Source organism: Achromobacter sp. CF-sbj1-Ac2-l, from assembly GCF_052698165.1.
Window position 1 is genome coordinate 4,194,178 of the sequence record NZ_CP199855.1, and the last position, 16,466, is coordinate 4,210,643.

12 protein-coding genes are annotated in these 16,466 nt (G+C 67.8%); 8 read left to right on the forward strand and 4 right to left on the reverse strand.

The features are described 5' to 3' along the window. Positions 1 to 186: 186 nt before the first annotated feature. From ACUDCK_RS19075 to ACUDCK_RS19105, 7 genes are all read left to right on the forward strand, one after another. Positions 187 to 672 carry a tripartite tricarboxylate transporter TctB family protein gene (locus ACUDCK_RS19075; RefSeq protein WP_063570228.1) on the forward strand — a complete coding sequence of 162 codons (486 nt, stop codon included), beginning with the start codon at positions 187 to 189 and terminating at the stop codon, positions 670 to 672. Positions 673 to 675: 3 nt separating this feature from the next. After that, positions 676 to 2,190, forward strand: coding sequence for a tripartite tricarboxylate transporter permease (locus tag ACUDCK_RS19080; RefSeq protein WP_059271754.1), 1,515 nt, complete (start codon positions 676 to 678; stop codon positions 2,188 to 2,190). Between the two features lie 59 nt (positions 2,191 to 2,249). Then, entirely contained in the window at positions 2,250 to 2,720 is a 471-nt protein-coding gene (locus ACUDCK_RS19085; RefSeq protein ID WP_059271756.1) for a hypothetical protein, read from the forward strand. Positions 2,721 to 2,744: 24 nt separating this feature from the next. Then, positions 2,745 to 4,004, forward strand: a complete 1,260-nt coding sequence (locus tag ACUDCK_RS19090) for a putative Na+/H+ antiporter (RefSeq protein ID WP_059271758.1) — start codon at positions 2,745 to 2,747, stop codon at positions 4,002 to 4,004. A 146-nt stretch (positions 4,005 to 4,150) separates the two neighbouring features. After that, entirely contained in the window at positions 4,151 to 5,449 is a 1,299-nt protein-coding gene (locus ACUDCK_RS19095) for an ArgE/DapE family deacylase (RefSeq protein ID WP_175166661.1), read from the forward strand. Further along, entirely contained in the window at positions 5,446 to 6,525 is a 1,080-nt protein-coding gene (locus ACUDCK_RS19100) for a phosphotransferase (RefSeq protein ID WP_175166660.1), read from the forward strand. The genes ACUDCK_RS19095 and ACUDCK_RS19100 overlap by 4 nt, the downstream gene beginning before the upstream one ends. Beyond that, positions 6,522 to 7,850, forward strand: a complete 1,329-nt coding sequence (locus tag ACUDCK_RS19105; RefSeq protein ID WP_175166659.1) for an aspartate aminotransferase family protein — start codon at positions 6,522 to 6,524, stop codon at positions 7,848 to 7,850. Before ACUDCK_RS19100 ends, ACUDCK_RS19105 begins: the two co-directional genes overlap by 4 nt. A gap of 151 nt (positions 7,851 to 8,001) precedes the next feature. Here the strand turns inward: ACUDCK_RS19105 and pdxR are convergent, their stop codons facing one another. Further along, positions 8,002 to 9,504: a MocR-like pyridoxine biosynthesis transcription factor PdxR gene (gene pdxR / locus ACUDCK_RS19110; RefSeq protein ID WP_175166658.1), complete on the reverse strand. Its 1,503-nt coding sequence runs from the start codon at positions 9,502 to 9,504 to the stop codon at positions 8,002 to 8,004. Between the two features lie 120 nt (positions 9,505 to 9,624). On the opposite strand from pdxR, the gene ACUDCK_RS19115 reads away from it, so the two are divergent. Then, the gene (locus tag ACUDCK_RS19115; protein ID WP_064524340.1) at positions 9,625 to 10,956 is read left to right on the forward strand and encodes an MFS transporter; all 1,332 of its coding nucleotides are present in this window, start codon (positions 9,625 to 9,627) and stop codon (positions 10,954 to 10,956) included. A 51-nt stretch (positions 10,957 to 11,007) separates the two neighbouring features. On the opposite strand, the gene ACUDCK_RS19120 is transcribed toward ACUDCK_RS19115, so the two are convergent. The 3 genes from ACUDCK_RS19120 to ACUDCK_RS19130 form a co-directional block, all read right to left on the reverse strand. Further along, positions 11,008 to 11,826 carry a hypothetical protein gene (locus ACUDCK_RS19120; RefSeq protein ID WP_155755502.1) on the reverse strand — a complete coding sequence of 273 codons (819 nt, stop codon included), beginning with the start codon at positions 11,824 to 11,826 and terminating at the stop codon, positions 11,008 to 11,010. Positions 11,827 to 12,015: 189 nt separating this feature from the next. Continuing rightward, positions 12,016 to 14,103: a TonB-dependent receptor gene (locus ACUDCK_RS19125; protein WP_244976813.1), complete on the reverse strand. Its 2,088-nt coding sequence runs from the start codon at positions 14,101 to 14,103 to the stop codon at positions 12,016 to 12,018. Between the two features lie 175 nt (positions 14,104 to 14,278). Further along, on the reverse strand, positions 14,279 to 16,447 hold the full coding sequence (locus ACUDCK_RS19130) for a TonB-dependent receptor (protein ID WP_175166656.1): 2,169 nt from the start codon (positions 16,445 to 16,447) through the stop codon (positions 14,279 to 14,281). Positions 16,448 to 16,466 lie beyond the last annotated feature (19 nt).

Below are 16,466 nucleotides of genomic sequence, written 5' to 3' on the forward strand. Positions count from 1 at the left end.
ATGAACGTTGTTAAGCCATGCTTACGCCCCTTGGCGGCGCGGCGGCCGGCCTTCTGGTTATCCCGTAATCCGGGCGCCGCCGCACGAAAGCAAAATGCAAGGCGCCGTTCTTAAAGTCCCCGCTCCCCGGGTCATGCGCACGCACGGCCCGCGGTCTTGTCATCAACAAAAAACGGGGAGCACGCCATGGGCAGCACCATATTCTCTAGAAAGCGCGATCTGTGGGGAGGCGCGTTCATCGCCCTCTGCGGCGCGCTGACCCTCTTCGAGGCCACCACCTACAACATTGGCGAACTGGCGCGCATGGGGCCGGGCTATTTTCCGATGCTGGTGGGCTGCTTCCTGGTTGCCCTGGGCATCCTGATCCCGCTCAGTCCCGACCCCGACGAAATCCAGGAAGAACAGCTTGAAGAGCAATTGCCGCAACCCACGCGACGCGAGCGCCTGCGCGGCATGGCCTGCATCGCCGCCGGGATCGCGCTGTTCATCGTGATCGGCCAGTATCTGGGCTTCCTGCCGGCCACCTTCGCGCTGGTGTTTGTGTCGGCGCTGGGCGACACCTCGAACACATACAAATCCGCCGCGATTCTCGCCGCCGCGATGACGCTGTTCGGCGCGGTCGTTTTCTCGTGGGCGCTGCAGCTGCAGTTCCCGATGCTGCGCTGGGGGTGATCCATGGAACTCTTCGATAACGTTTTGCACGGGTTCTCCGTCGCCTTCCAGTGGGACAACCTGCTCTGGTCGATCTTCGGCGTCTTCATGGGCAACATGATCGGCGTGCTGCCCGGCATGGGCGTGCTGGCCGCGATCTCCATCCTGCTGCCGCTCACCTACGCCATGACGCCGGTCGCCGCCCTGATGATGCTGGCCGGCATCTACTACGGCGCCCAATACGGCGGCGGCATCACCTGCATCCTGCTCAACCTGCCGGGCACGCCGTCCCATGCCGTCACCTGCCTGGACGGCAATCCACTGGCCCGGCGCGGCAAGTCCGGCTCGGCGCTGTTCATGCTGGTGCTGGCCTCGTTCATCGGCGCGAGCGTCGGCATCATCATCATGATCCTGTTCTCGCCGGTGCTGGTGGAGGTGGCCTTCCAGTTCGGCCCGGCCGAGTATTTCTCGATGATGATGCTGGGGCTGTTCGCCGGCGCCACCCTGGCCAAGGGCTCGGCCATCAAGGGCGTGGCCATGGTGTTCCTGGGGCTGCTGATCGGCGTGGTCGGCACCGACGTCAACACCGGCACCATCCGCTACGCCTTCGGCGTGATCGAACTGAGCGACGGCGTGCAACTGGTGGCGCTGGCGATGGGCCTGTTCGGCCTGGCGGACTTCTTCGCCAACGTCAACCGCATCGGCAAGGCGACCACCGTAGGCAGCGCCACCAAGATGTCCGTGCGGCCCGAGCCGGGCGACATCAAGCAGTCGGCGATGCCGATCGCGCGAGGCAGCGCCATCGGCGCGATCCTGGGCATCCTGCCGGGCACCGGCGCGACCATCGCGTCGTTCATGTCGTATGCCGTCGAAAAGCGCGTGTCCAAGACGCCCAACCGCTTCGGCCATGGCGCCATCGAAGGCATCGCCGGCCCCGAAGCGGCCAATAACTCGGCGGCGCAGACCAGCTTCATCCCGACCATGAGCCTGGGCATCCCCGGCGACTCGGTCATGGCGCTGATGCTGGGCGCGCTGATCATCCATGGCATCCAGCCCGGCCCGCAGATGGTGACCGAGCATGCCGACCTGTTCTGGGGCCTGATCGCCAGCTTCTGGATCGGCAACGTCATGCTGGTCATCATGAACCTGCCCCTGATCGGGATGTGGGCCAAGCTGCTCAAGGTGCCCTACAAGTATCTCTTCCCGTCGGCGCTGTTCTTCGTCTGCGTGGGGGTGTACAGCACCAACAACAGCCTGTTCGACGTCGGCATGGTGCTGGTGCTGGGCATGGTCGGCTATCTGTTCCTGAAGCTGCATTTCTCGCCCGCGCCGCTGCTGCTCGGCTTCGTGCTGGGGCCGATGGTCGAAGAGAACTTCCGCCGCGCCCTGCTGCTGTCGCGCGGCCAGATGAGCATCTTCATCGACCGCCCGATCAGCGCCGCCTTCGTCTACGCGATCCTGGCGCTGGCCTTGTGGCTGGTCTACTCGACCGTGCGCAACCGCTACAAGGTCCGGGAGATGGAACAGGCCCGAACCTGACAAACCGCATGACATGGGGCCGCCATCCGGCGGCCCCGACGCATCACCAGGAGTACGCCATGAGACTGCACGACGGTCCCCAAGGCGCCGCGCCCACGTCGCCGATTGCGCGCGGCCTGTCTTTCGTGGAATTGATGGAATTGCTCGAGTTCAGCCGGCTGCGCTTCGAGGCGCCCGCGGCGGGCGCCAGCGCCACCCTCATCGGCACGCAGGAGTGGCACCTCGGCATCGACGCCGACGGCCTCCCCCCCTCCGACATCTATATCTGCTCGACGCTGGAAGCCTTGCGCGATGCCGTGTTGCCGCCGGCGGACGCGGAGCTGCGGATCGACACGCCGTCGCTCGACTTCATCCGCCTCATGGCCACGGCGCGCGCGCGGGCAACCCCGCTGCCCCAGCCGTGCCTGCGCGTGGACTTGCAGGCGTTGATTCGCCGGGTGCTGGTCGCCGCCGAAGCGCCGGCCCATTTGTACGACCTGGTCCGCCAGGTCGTCATGGCGCGCCTGTGGATCGACGTCGCGCGGGTATGAACCCTCTTTCAAGGAATCCCGGGCGTGACAGACAACCCGATTGAGATCATTGCCGCGATCGTATTCGCGATCGCCCTGCTGCATACCTTCTCCGCGCCGCTGTTCCTGCGACTGGCGCACCGCAGCAAGCGCCATCATGGCTTGCTGCACCTGCTGGGCGAGGTCGAAGTGGTGTTCGGCTTCTGGGCCGCCGTCCTGCTGGTCCTGATGGCCCTGGGCGCCTCCGGCGCCAGCGCCCTCGAATACGCCGAATCGCGCAACTACACCGAACCGGCCTTCGTCTTCGTGGTCATGGTCATCGCCGCCTCGCTGCCCGTCCTCACGGCGGTCATGCGGCTGGTGGACCGCCTCGCCAGGTGGATGCCGATCGCCGACCGGACCGCCAAGGCCTGGCTGTGCCTGGCCCTGGTGCCGCTGGCCGGCTCGCTGATCACGGAACCGGCCGCCATGACCATCGCGGCGATGATGCTGGCGCCGCAGGTCTTTCACCGCGCCATGCCGGAGCGGCTGAAATATCTGGCGCTGGGCGTGCTGTTCGTGAATATCTCGATCGGCGGCACCCTGACCTCGTACGCGGCGCCGCCCGTGCTGATGGTCGCCGCGACCTGGGGCTGGGACAGCGCCTTCATGCTCAAGATGTTCGGCTGGAAGGCCGCGCTGGCGGTGCTGATCAATGCCACCGCGGTCACCTGGCTGCTGCGGCCGCACTTGCACTCCGGCGATGTCATGGCCGTCGGCAACAGCGCCACGCCGATGTCGTCCACCGTCATCGCGGCGCACCTGCTGTTCCTGGCGTCGGTCGTCCTGTTCGCCCACCATCCGATCATCTTCCTCGGGCTGTTCCTGTTCTTCCTGGGTTATACCCAGGCCTACCCCGCGCACCAGAGCCGGCTGATCATCAAGGAAGCCTTGCTGGTCGGCTTCTTCCTGGCCGGGCTGGTGGTGCTGGGCGGCATGCAGCAATGGTGGCTGCAACCCATCGTCAGCGGACTTGAACCGCGCGTGCTGTTCTTCGGCGCCCTGGCCCTCACCGCCGTCACCGACAATGCCGCCCTGACCTACCTGGGGTCGTTGATCGACGGCATTTCGGCGCAGGCGCAGTACATGCTGGTGGCGGGCGCGGTCGCCGGCGGCGGCCTGACGGTGATCGCCAACGCGCCAAACCCCGCCGGGGTCGCCCTGCTGCGCGGCGGGTTCGACAACGGCGCGGTCAGCATGCCCGGACTGCTGGCCGGCGCACTGGCGCCGACCCTGGTGGCCGCGTCACTCCTGTTCCTGCTATGACCCCCCCCCTGGCGGACTGACCGGCTCCAGGGCATCGAGATGCCGCAGCCGCAAAGTGGCTATATCAAATAACCCGGATTGGCTATTTTTAACCAATCCAATTTTCCCTAGCATGGCCGGGTTCCCTGTCAACCTCGAGCACATCCATGCCAGAACTGACCCCGGCGCTGCGCCAGCGCATCCTCCAAGCCGTGGACGCGGGCTTCGCGGCCCAGACCGAATTGACCGCGCAACTGGTGCGCCTGCCGTCGCAGCGCGGCGAGGAAGCCACCGCGCAGGATTTCATGGCGGCGCGCTACGCCGAGCGCGGCTACGCCGTGGACCGCTGGCGCATCGACGTCGAGGCCATCCACCACCTGCCCGGCTTTTCGCCGGTGGCGGTGTCCTATGACAACGCCTACAACGTGGTCGGCGCGCACCGTGCCCGCAGCCTGAAAGGCCGCTCGCTGATTCTCAATGGCCACATCGACGTGGTGCCGGTCGGCCCGCTGGCGCAATGGAGCCGCGACCCCTATGACCCCGCCATCGTCGACGGCTGGATGCACGGCCGCGGCGCCGGCGACATGAAGTCCGGCCTGGTCGCCTGCCTGTCGGCCATGGACGCGCTCGCCGCCATCGGCCTGGCGCCGGCCGGCGACGTGTTCCTGCAGTCGGTGGTGGAAGAGGAATGCACCGGCAACGGCGCCCTGGCCTGCCTGGCGCGCGGCTATCGCGCCGACGCCGCCTTCATCCCGGAACCGCTGCTGCCCATGCTGATGCGCGCCCAGGTCGGGCCGATGTGGTTCCAGGTGCAGGTCGAAGGCGACCCCCAGCACGCCTCGGCCGCTTTCACCGGCGCGGGCGCCAACGCCATCCAGAAGGCGATCTTCCTGATCCAGGCGCTGGACGAACTGGAAACGCGCTGGAACGCCAACAAGTGCGACCACCGCCACTTCTGCGACCATCCCCACCCCATCCGTTTCAACCTCGGCAAGATCGCCGGCGGCGACTGGCCGTCCAGCGTGCCGGCCTGGTGCACCTTCGACATGCGCGTGGCGGTCTATCCGGGCCAGAGCCTGGAGGCCGCGCGCGCCGAGATCGAGGCCTTCGTGGCCCAGGCCGCGGCGCGCGATCCGTTCCTGGCCAAGCATCCGCCCAAGGTGATCTACCACGGCTTCATGGCCGAGGGCTACGAACTGCGGAACGCCGACGAGGCCGAGGCCGCGCTGCGCGCCGCGCACGAGCAGGTGTTCGGCGAACCGCTGCGCGAATACGCCACGTCGGCCGCCACCGACGCCCGCTTCTACGGCCTGTACGCCGACACCCCGGCCATCGTCTACGGCCCGGAATGCCGCATGCCGCACGGTTACGACGAGGCGGTCAACCTGGAATCTGTGCGCAAGGTCACCCAGACCATCGCCCTGTTCATCGCCGAGTGGTGCGGCCTGGAAGAGCGTCGGGCATGAGCGGCGGCAACCTCCCCAGCGTCGGCCAGGCGCTGTTCGCGGCCGAGCCGCCCAAGCTGTCCCTGTCACAGGCCGAGGCCCTGGCGCAACACCACTACGGCCTGCTGGCCCAGGCCACGCTGCTGTCGAGCGAGCGCGACCAGAACTTCCTGCTGCGCGACGCCGCCGGCGGCGCCTACGTGCTCAAGGCCACCCACCCGGCCGAGGACCCGGCGGTCACCGACTTCCACACCCAGGCGCAACTGCGCCTCATGCTGGCCGGCGGCGAACCGCCGGTGCCGCGCCTGATCCCGGGCCTGCACGGCGACTACGTGCACTGGCACGATGCCGGCGACGGCGCGCGCCGCGCATTGCGGCTGATGACCTTCGTGCAGGGCGTGCCGCTGCACCAGGTGGCCCGCAGCCCGGCGCAGTACCGCGCGCTGGGCCGGGCCCTGGCGCAGTTCGACCTGGCCCTGGCCGGCTTCGACCACGCCATGGCCGACCACGAACTGCTGTGGGACCTGCAGCACGCCGACCGCATCGCCGACCTGCTGCCGAAGATTCCCGAGGCGGACCGCCGCCGGCTGGCCGAGCGCCAGCTCGAACGCTTCGCCCATGACCTGCGGCCGCGCCTGGGCGGGCTGCGGCGCCAGGTCATCCACAACGATCTCAACCCCTACAACGTAATGGTGGCGCGCGACGATCCCGAACAGATCGCGGCGCTGCTCGACTTCGGCGACATGGTGCGCGCGCCGCTGGCGCAGGACCTGGCAGTGGCCGCCGCCTATCTGCTCGACGACGCGCCCGACCCGCTGTCGGCCGGCCTGCGCCAGTGCCTGGCCAGCTACCACCAGACGCTGCCGCTGACCGAAACCGAGATCGCGCTGCTGCCCGACCTGATCGCCACGCGCCTGTTGATCACGGTGGCCATCACCGGCTGGCGCGCGCAGCAGCACCCCGAGAACCGCCAGTACATCCTGCGCAACAACGGCCTGGCCTGGACCGGCCTGGCGCGCCTGGACGCCCTGCCCCGGCAGCAGGCCAGCGACATCCTGCTGGCCGCCAGCCAGCCCCCGATGGAGACTCTTGTATGAGCCGAGACCAAGCCATGCTCAACGCCTTCGACCCCGCCGCGGCCGACGCGCTGCCGCCGGCCGAACGCGAGCTTATCGCCCGCCGCCAGCGGGTACTGGGGCCGGCCTACCGCCTCTTCTACGACCAGCCGCTGCACATCGTGCGCGGCGAAGGCGTGTGGCTCTACGGCGCCGACGGCGAACGCTACCTGGACGCCTACAACAACGTCGCCTCTGTGGGCCACAGCCATCCGCGCGTGGTGCGCGCCATCGCCGAGCAGGCGGCGGTGCTGAACACCCACACCCGCTATCTGCACGACGGCGTGCTGGACTACGCCGAGCGCCTGCTGGCGACGTTCCCGCAGCCGCTGTCGCAGGTCATCTTCACCTGCACCGGCAGCGAGGCCAACGACCTCGCGCTGCGCGTGGCGCGCAGCCACACCGGCGGCACCGGCGTCATCGTCACGCAACTGGCGTACCACGGCGTCACCGCCGCGGTGGCCGCCGTGTCGTCGTCGCTCGGCCAGGCCGTGCCGCTGGGCGTGGACACCCGCGCCGTGGCCGCGCCCGACAGCTACCGCCACGACCCGGCCACCCTCGGGCAATGGTTTGGCCAGCAGGTGCAGGCCGCCATCGACGACCTGCGGCGCCACGGCATCAAGCCGGCCGCGCTGCTGGTGGACACGATCCTGTCCAGCGACGGCGTCTACAGCGACCCGGCCGGCTTCCTGGCCCCGGCGGCGCAGGCCATCCGCGACGCGGGCGGCCTGTTCATCGCCGACGAAGTGCAGGCCGGCTTCGCCCGCACCGGCTCGTGCATGTGGGGCTTCCAGCGCCACGGCCTGGTGCCGGACCTCGTCACCATGGGCAAGCCGATGGGCAACGGCCATCCCATCGCCGCCATGGTGTCGCGTCCCGACATCATGGAGCGCTTTGGCCGCGAGGCGCGCTACTTCAATACCTTCGGCGGCAATCCGGTGGCCTGCGCCGCGGCCCAGGCCACGCTCTCGGTGATCGAGGACGAAGGCCTGCAGGCCAACGCCGCCCGCACCGGCCAGTACCTGCGCGACGGTTTCCGCGCGCTGGCCGAGCGCCACGCGCTCATCGGCGACGTGCGCGGCGATGGCCTCTTCATCGGCGTCGAACTGGTGCGGGACCGCGCCGCGAAGACGCCCGCCAAGGAAGAGACGCACCGCTTCGTCAACCTGATGCGCCAGCGCCGCGTGCTGCTCAGCGCCACCGGCCTGCACGGCAACGTGCTCAAGCTGCGGCCGCAACTGCCGTTCGCGCGGGAACACGCCGACCTGCTGCTGGCGGCGGCGGATGAGACCCTGGCGCAACTGTAGGCGGCAAAGCGGCGCGGCGCGCGTCCTCTCCGCTGGCTCCAGTCACCACAACGGGGGCCGCGGGAGGCGGCGGGCCACCCCTTGATTCATCGCCGCGTCGCACTGCCGCGCGTCACCGCGGCGACCGGCCGCCTGGACGCAACGACAAGGTTCAACGACGCGCCCGGCGCGCGGGCCGGTTCTCCCCGGCCCGCCCCAGCGCCCGCGCAAAGCGCGCCACCCCGTCGTCGATGCGCTCGCATGGCACGCCGCCATACCCCAGCACCACCGCGGGCGACGCCGCGCTGGCGGCATCGGGCAGGTAATGCGGCTGCCCCAGCACGATGCCCTCGTCGCGGGCGGCCTCGGCCAGGCGCGGCGCCGACACCTTGCGGTAGAGCCGCGCATACACATGCAGGCCGGCCCGCGCCTGCGACAACCGCACCTGGTCGCCGACCCGCGCCGCCAGCGCATCGCGCAGCACGATCTGGCGCTGCGCGTACTCGGTGCGCATGCGCTTGATGTTGTGCGAGAAATGGCCGTCCGCCATGAAATCCGCCAGCGCCGCCTGCAGATGCAACTGTCCCGGCCGATAGATGCTGGCGCAGGCGCGCGAGAACGACCCGGCCACCTGCGGCGGCACCACCATGTAGCTCATGCGCAGGCCGGCGAACATGGTCTTGCTGAAGGTGCCCAGGTAGATCACGCGGCCGTCGGCGTCCAGGCCCTGCAGCGACGGAATCGGCGCGCCGTCGTAACGGAACTCGCTGTCGTAGTCGTCCTCAAGCACCCACAGGCCGCGCGCCCGCGCCGCCTGCAGCAGCTCCAGGCGCCGCGCCAGCGGCATCACCACGCCGGTCGGGTACTGATGCGACGGGCTGGTGATCAACAGCCGCGCCCGGCGCGGCAGCTTGCTGGCCGCCAGGTCCAGGCCCTGGTCATCGAGCACGGCGGCATGCGCGCGCACGCCGGCCGCCGCCAGCACCGGCGGAAAGGCCCAGTGGCAGGGGCTTTCCACCAGCGCGGCGTCGCCCCACTCGGTCAGCATACGGGCGCACAGATCAACCGACTGGTGCGTGCCCGCCGTGACGATAACCTGCTCCGGCTCACACACCACGGCCCGCGCCAGCCGCAGATAGCTGGCGATGGCCTCGCGCAGCGGCAGAAAGCCCGCGCCGTCCTTGGCGTAGCCCGACAGCGCCAGGTTCGACTTGCCCAGGTGGCGCGACACCAGCCGGCGCCACAGGTGGAACGGAAACAGGCTGGCGTCGGCCACGCCCGGCACGAACGCGCCGGTGTGCTGGCCCAGCCCCGCCGCGCCGCCGGCGATGCCCTCGCCGCGCGTGGACAGGCCCGGCACGTGGCGCTGCACGTGTTCGGGCGAGGCCGGCGGCAGCAGCGGCCGGTCCACGGTCTTCTCTACGAAGGTGCCGCTGCCGCCGCGCGCGCTCAGGTAGTTCTCGGCGATGAGCCGCTCGTAGGCCAGCGTCACCGTGATGCGTGAAATGCCCAGCTCCTGCGCCAGCACGCGCGACGACGGCAGGCGCTGCCCCGCCACCAGCGTGTGGTCCAGCACGCCGCGCCGCACGATGTCGTAGATCTGCTTTTGCAGCGGGTCGGCCGACTCGCGCGACAGCGCGCCGGAAAGCAGGTCGGCGAGCAGGACTTCCTTCATGAAGTGGACCTATCTCTGATTGGATTGTGGCTATACAAGATATAGCCAGTAGTTGCTATCGTCAACGCCGTATCCAATGCGGCGCCACCGTGGAAAGCCGCGACAAACAAGGGGAATTCCATGCAAGACCAGAATGGCCGCAGACAGCCGGTCAGGGCGGCGGCCGCCGCTTTCTTCGGCACCATGATCGAGTGGTACGACTTCTACTGTTATGCCACGGCGGCTGCCCTGGTGTTCGGCGACGTGTTCTTCGCCACCAACGATCCCTTCATGGGCACGCTGGCCTCGCTCGGCACCTTCGCCATCGGCTTTTTCGCGCGGCCGGTGGGCGCGGTGCTGTTCGGCCATCTCGGCGACCGCGTCGGCCGCAAGCAGAGCCTGGTCATCACGCTGCTGCTGATGGGCGTGGCCACCACGCTGATCGGCCTGCTGCCGTCATACCATTCGATCGGCCTGGCCGCCGTGGTGCTGCTGGTCGCGCTGCGGCTGGTGCAGGGCATCGCGGTGGGCGGCGAATGGGGCGGCGCGGTGCTGATCGCGGCCGAACACGCGCCGCCCAAGTGGCGCACCTTCCTGGCCTCGGCGCCGCAATACGGCAGCCCCATCGGCCTGATCCTGGCCACCGGCGTGTTCCGCCTGGTGTCCGACCTGCCCAAAGAGGACTTCCTGTCGTGGGGCTGGCGCCTGCCCTTCATCATCAGCGGCGTGCTGGTGCTGGTGGCCTTCGTCATCCGCCGCGGCGTCAACGAAAGCCCCGAACTGGAAGCGCGCCTGAAGGAAAAGAAAAAGGAAAGCACCGCTCCCATCAGCATGGTGCTGCGCGAACGCAAGCGCGCGCTGCTGCTGGGCATCGGCCTGTGCCTGCTGGGCATCTCGGGGTTCTACTTCGTCACCACCCTGATGATCACCTACACCACCACCTACCTGAAGATCACGCGCAGCCAGATCCTGGACGTGGTGACCTGGGCCGGCGTGGTCGAGCTGATCAGCTTCCCGATCGCCTCGTACATCGCCACCCGCGTCGGCGAGCGCCGCTTCCTGATCTGGGTCACCGCGCTGTCGACGCTGTGGGCCGTGCCGATGATGATGCTGATCCTGACCGGCGACATCCAGAACATCGCCATCGGCATCCTCACTGCGATCTTCCTGATCGGCGCCTACTACGCGGTGCTGGCGCCCTACCTGCCGCTGGCCTTCCCGGTGGAGATGCGCTACACCGGCATCTCGCTCAGCTTCCAACTGTGCGGCGCGATCTTCGGCGGCACCACCCCGCTGGTGGGCCTGTGGGTGGCGCACACCTTCGGCCTGACCTGGCAGCCGATGGCGCTGATGTTCGCCATCATTGCCGGCGCCAACCTGCTGTGCGCGATCTACCTGCCCACGCCGGAGCGCGAGGCCGCCCGCCAGCGCGGCGGCGCGCTGGGCTCCGGTCAGCATAGCCGCGCGCTGTAGCGGCGGCGGCGCAGCGCTATGGACGATATCCACAGTGCTGCGCCGCTCCCCCTATGACCTAGCGGTAAGCAAGCCGATAAACGTTTCGCCGAGCGCCTTCAATTGCGCTTCGTCGTCCTTGGAAGACGACAATTGGCTCCAGAATTTTCCCGAGTTCCAACCGAGCGTTCGCTTTTTGTCCGTGCCAGTCTGAGTGAAAAACCCCCAGAACCAAAGGTCGTCCCAGGTCAGCATCTCATCAGCCCTGTAGCAGTTTCTCAGGCCATTGTTGATATTCTCGACTCGCGGACAGGGATGCCCCAGCGTCTCGAATATGTGCAGGATGACGCGGTCGACAGGCAGATAAGGCTTGCTTTGCAGGGCGCTTTCAGGTCCCCGGCTGGCGTCGGGCCAAAAATAAAGCGCTTGCGGCCCCTCGTGTAGCCTGATCGCTGCCTTGACGAAGAGCGCCGTCGTCTTGATGCCCCACCCCGGGCGGGCATGCAGGGCGAGGAAAAGCGCCGCCCAATCGTCCGTCTCGGCTTCCCGGGCCGTGAAAGGGGCCTTGCCCTTCTTGGCATGCCCTTTGCCTGGGCCCATCAGATACGCGGTGAACGCCTTCAACGACGCGGTCTGTTCCGGAGTCGCCCGGTGCAGCGTTTCCCAGAATCCCCGCAGATCGTTCATGTCCGCGCTGGACTGCGTGCTGACATTCAAATGCAGAAAACGGGTCAGCCTATCATGAGCGGAATGGCAACCCGCAAGGCAACGCGCATACTCACGCTCCTGGAACTCTCGATTCCACTTCTTATGTTCCTCAAGGAATTCAAACAGTTTCCGGACAGAAGGCTGGGTCCAGTCAAAATCGTCTTTTTTTCTAACCGTGCTCATGTTTCTCTGCATCGCATGGGTAGGCGGAAAGCCGCGGTGCGCGTGATACGCCCCTTGGCACGAAAAGCAGGATCGAGATCGTACTCCCACAATCCGATGGCGACTCGGTCTGACGCTGGCCCCTTGCCTATGGGCGGCGGCCCGATTCGACTTCCCGGAACGGTCCGCGCCGCGGCTCACGCACCCACATCAAAACCGCGTCCGCAGCGTCAGGTTGAAACTGCGCCCCGGCTGCAGCAATGGATTCTGGTCCGTCATGGCGTAATTCACGTTCGAGGCCGTGGCCGCGGTGCGGTAGGCGCGGTTGAACAGATTGCTGACGCCCAGCACGGCCTGGGTATTGCCGGCCCGCGGCAATCCGAGCTTATCCAACTGAAGCTGCGCGTACAGGTTGACCACGCCAAAGCCGGCGGCGGGATACTCCTTGCGCTCGTCGTAGCGGTTCTGCCCCTTGGCCCACTGCAATTCCCCGCTCAGGGCGTAGGCCTCGTTCGGCCCCACATACTGCACGCCCATCAAGCCGCTGAGCGCGGCGATGGACGGCAACGGCCGGTTCGTCACCCGGTCGGTGGCGTGCAGATAGCTGGCGCTGCCATACAGGTTGAGCGCGCGCGTCACTTGCCAGCGCCAGTCGCTTTCAAATCCCTGCACGCGCGCCTTGCCCACGTTCGCGCGCTGCGTCGCCGGCAGCCCCAGATACATCGTGTCGACGCTCTCGATGAAATCGCGAAAGTCGCTGCGGAATGCCGTCAGGCCGACCGTGGCGTCGGCAAAATGCAGACGGGTGCCGACATCCACATTGGTGCCGCGCTCGGGCTTGAGCCGGGGATTCGGAAAGGTGTAGCCGGTTCCGGTGAAGCCGGCGTCGAACATGTCGAAGATCCACGGCATGCGGAACGAATTGCCCACGCTGGCCAGCAGTTCCACCACCTCGGTGGCGCGGTACGACAACCCCAGGCTGCCGGTGATGGCGGTCTGCTGGTTGTTCCGGGCGGCGCGGAAGGCCGGCAGCAGATCGGGCGACGGCAGCGGACTGAGACCAACGTCGGAACGGTACCAGTCGTAGCGGCCGCCCGCGCTCACCGTCCATTTGGGCGCGGGGTTCCATTCGTTGCTCAGGAACAGGCCGATGTTGGTCTGGTAACGGGTCGGTCCGCCGCGGATCCAATCGCCACGGTTCCGGGTGGTGGCGCCATCGGGCTGGCGCACCGTCGTCCGGGTGCGCAGTTTCTGGCCCGGCCAGGTTTCGTGCATGAAATCCATACCGACCGTGGTGGCGACGCTGGCCCACGGAAGGGTCGCGGCGAGGTTGCCGCCATAGACCAGCGGCCCGATCACGTGGCGGCGCACGTCGACCACCCGGGCCGGGTTTACCTCGTTGTGCGCGGCCAGGGTGGTATCGAATTCGTTGACGTACAGGCTGGCCCGCAAATCGCTGACCAGGCCGTCGAATTCACCGGCATAGCCGAGCTTGCCCTGCTTGACGGCCAGCGGATCTCGATGGCTGCTGGCCAGCGGATACGGCGGCACCGCGCCCGCGGCATCGTCGTTCACGTGCGCCATGCGGCCACTGATCTCGATGCGTTGGCGCGCGTCGGGCATGTAGCCCAGCACGATGCCGCCGCCCGCGCCGCGAAAACCGCTATTGGGCACCTCTTCGGTGGCGCTGCGGAAATTGCTGGCGCGCCGGCCGGTGGCATACACGCGCAGGTCGAAGCCGTCGCCGGCGGCTTCGAGCGCGGCGTTGGCCTGCAGCGCGTTGGCGTTGCTGCGCCACGACGCCGACACCTCGCCGCCATTGAGCTGGAATGCATGATCCAGATTGCCGTGGGCGCGCCGGGTGACGAAGTTGATCAGGCCGCCCAGCCCATCGCTGCCGAAGCGCGCCGAATCCGGCCCGCGCACCACCTCGACCTGCTCCAGCTCGGTCGGGCTGATCAGCATGAATTGCAGGGTATTGCGGCCACGGAAGCGATTGCCGTCGATGAAGACAGGCACCCGCATGTCATTGGTGTTCATGCCGCGCAGGAATACCGTGCCGGCAATGCCGCCCGTGTGGTTGATGGTGGCGTTCGGAATCCGGCTCAATAGCTCCAGGGTGCTGATGGGGCTGAGCCGGTCGATGTCCTGGCGATCGACCACCGACACCGATTGCGTCACCGCATGGTCCAGCGTCGCCGGCGGCGGGGCGGCGCCGATGGCGTGCAGGCGGCCGTCGTCCGCGCCGTCGCCGGCCGTGACGCGGATGGCCGGCAGTTGCGCGGGTTCTGCGGCCACGGCGGGCGCGCCAAGGGTGGTGGCCGCGAGCAGGAAAGCGCGGACCAGGGGCAAAGGCGGAAAGGGATGAGTCATACAGGAACGCAAAGGCAAAGCCCGAAGGCCGGAGAAACGCCGCCTTGCGCGGCGGCGATGAAAGCCGGCGCGCGGGGCAACAGGGCCCCGCGCGACAGGCTCAGAACCGCGTCCGCAACGTCACATTGACGCTGCGCCCCGGCTGCAGCAACGGGTTCAGGCCCGTCATGGGGTAATTGACATTCGACGCCGTGGCGGCGGTGCGATACGCGCGGTCGAACAGGTTGTTGATGCTGAACACCGCCTGGGTATTGCCCACCTTCGGCAAGCCCAGCCGGTCCAACTGCAATTGCGCGGACAGGTTGACCACGCCAAAGCCGGCCGCCGGGTATTCCTTGCGGTCGTCATAACGGCCCTGCCCCTTGGCCCACTGCAATTCGGCGCCGAAGGCATAGGCGTCATTCGGCCCGACGTACTGCACCCCCATCAGGCCGCTGAGCGTGGCGATGGAGGGCAGCGGCCGGTGGGTGATGCGGTTGGTGGCATGCAGGTAGCCGGCGCTGCCATACAGGTTGAGCGCGCGCGTCACCTGCCAGCGCCAGTCGCTTTCCACCCCCTGCACGCGGACCTTGCCCACATTCGCCTTTTGGGTGGCGGGCAGGCCGTTGTACTGGGTGTTGACGTTCTCGATGAAGTCGCGGAAATCGCTGCGGAACGCGGTCAGGCCAACGCTGGCATCCTCGAAATGCAGGCGGGTGCCGATGTCCACGTTGGTGCCGCGCTCGGGCTTGAGCCGGGGGTTGGGGAAGGAATAGCTGGCGCCCGTGAAGCCGGCGTCGAACATGTCGAAGATCCACGGCATGCGGAACGAATTGCCTACGCTGCCCAGCAGTTCGACCACCTGCGTGGCGCGATATGACACCCCCAGGCTGCCGGTCGTGGCGGTCTGCTGGTTGTTGCGCGCCGCGCGGAACGCCGGCAGCAGATCGGGCGACGGCAGGGGGGAAAGGTCGACATCGGAACGGTACCAATCCAGGCGGCCGCCGGCGGTCAGCGTCCACTTTGGCGAAATCGTCCACTCATTGCTCAGGAAGGCGCCGATATTGGTCTGGTAGCGGGACGGTCCGCTGGGCACCCAGTCGCCGCGAGCGATGCGGGTGGCGCCGTCCGGTTGGCGCAGCGTCACCTGTGTGCGCCGTTCCTGGCCGGGCCAGTTTTCATGCATGAAATCCATGCCGACCGTGGTGGCGACACTGGCCCACGGAAGGGTTGCAGCCAGGCTGCCCCCATACGCCAGCGGCCCCGGCACGTGGCGCTGCACGTCCAGCACGCGATCCGGGTTGGCCTGGTTGTGCACCACCAGCGTGGTGTCGAATTCGTTGACGTAGACGCTGGCGCGCAATTCGCTGATCGCGCCGTCGAACTCGCCCCGATAGGCCAGCCTTCCCTGCTTGACGTTCAGGGGATTGCTGCGCGTTCTGGCCAGCGGATAGGGCGGCACGGTGCCCGCCCAGCCTTCGTTGACGTGCGCCATGCGGCCGCTGATCTCGATACGTTGGCGCGCATCCGGCATGTAGCCCAGCACGATGCCGCCGCCCGCGCTGCGGAAATCACTGTTCGGCACTGCGCCCTCGGCGCTGCGGAAGTTGCCGGCGCGCCGTCCGGTGGCATAGACGCGCAGGTCGAAGCCATCGCCGGCCGCCTCCAGCGCCGCGTTGGCCTGCCTGCCATTGCCATTGCTCTGCCAGGTGGTCGACACCTCGCCGCCATTCACGGTGAACCCGTGATCCAGGTTGCCATGGGCGCGCTTGGTGACGAAGTTGATCAAGCCCCCCAGCCCATCGCTGCCAAAGCGCGCCGAATCGGGTCCCCGCACCACCTCGACCGCTTCCAGCTCGGTGGGGCTGATGAGCATGAACTGCAATTTGTTGCGGCCGCGAAAGCGATCGCCGTCGATGAACACGGGTACCCGCATATCGAGCGTGTCCATGCCGCGCAGGAACAAGGTGCCGCCAATGCCGCCGCCCAGATTGATGGTGGCGTTCGGAATTCTGCCCAACAGTTCGAGCGTGCTGATGGCGCTGAGCCGGTCGAGATCCTGGCGATCCACCACCGACACCGATTGCGTGACCGTATGGTCGAGCGTCGCCGGCGGCGGCGCGGCGCCAATGGCACGCAGGCGGCCATCGTCGACGGCGGCGTCTTCGGCCGTGACGCGAATGGCGGGAAGCTGCGCGGCGGTCTCGGCGGCCATGGCGGGCGCGCCAAGGCCGGCGGCGGCCAGCAGGATGGCGCGGACGAAGGGCGAGGACGGGAAGGAATGAGTCATACGAACAAAGCGCAATAGC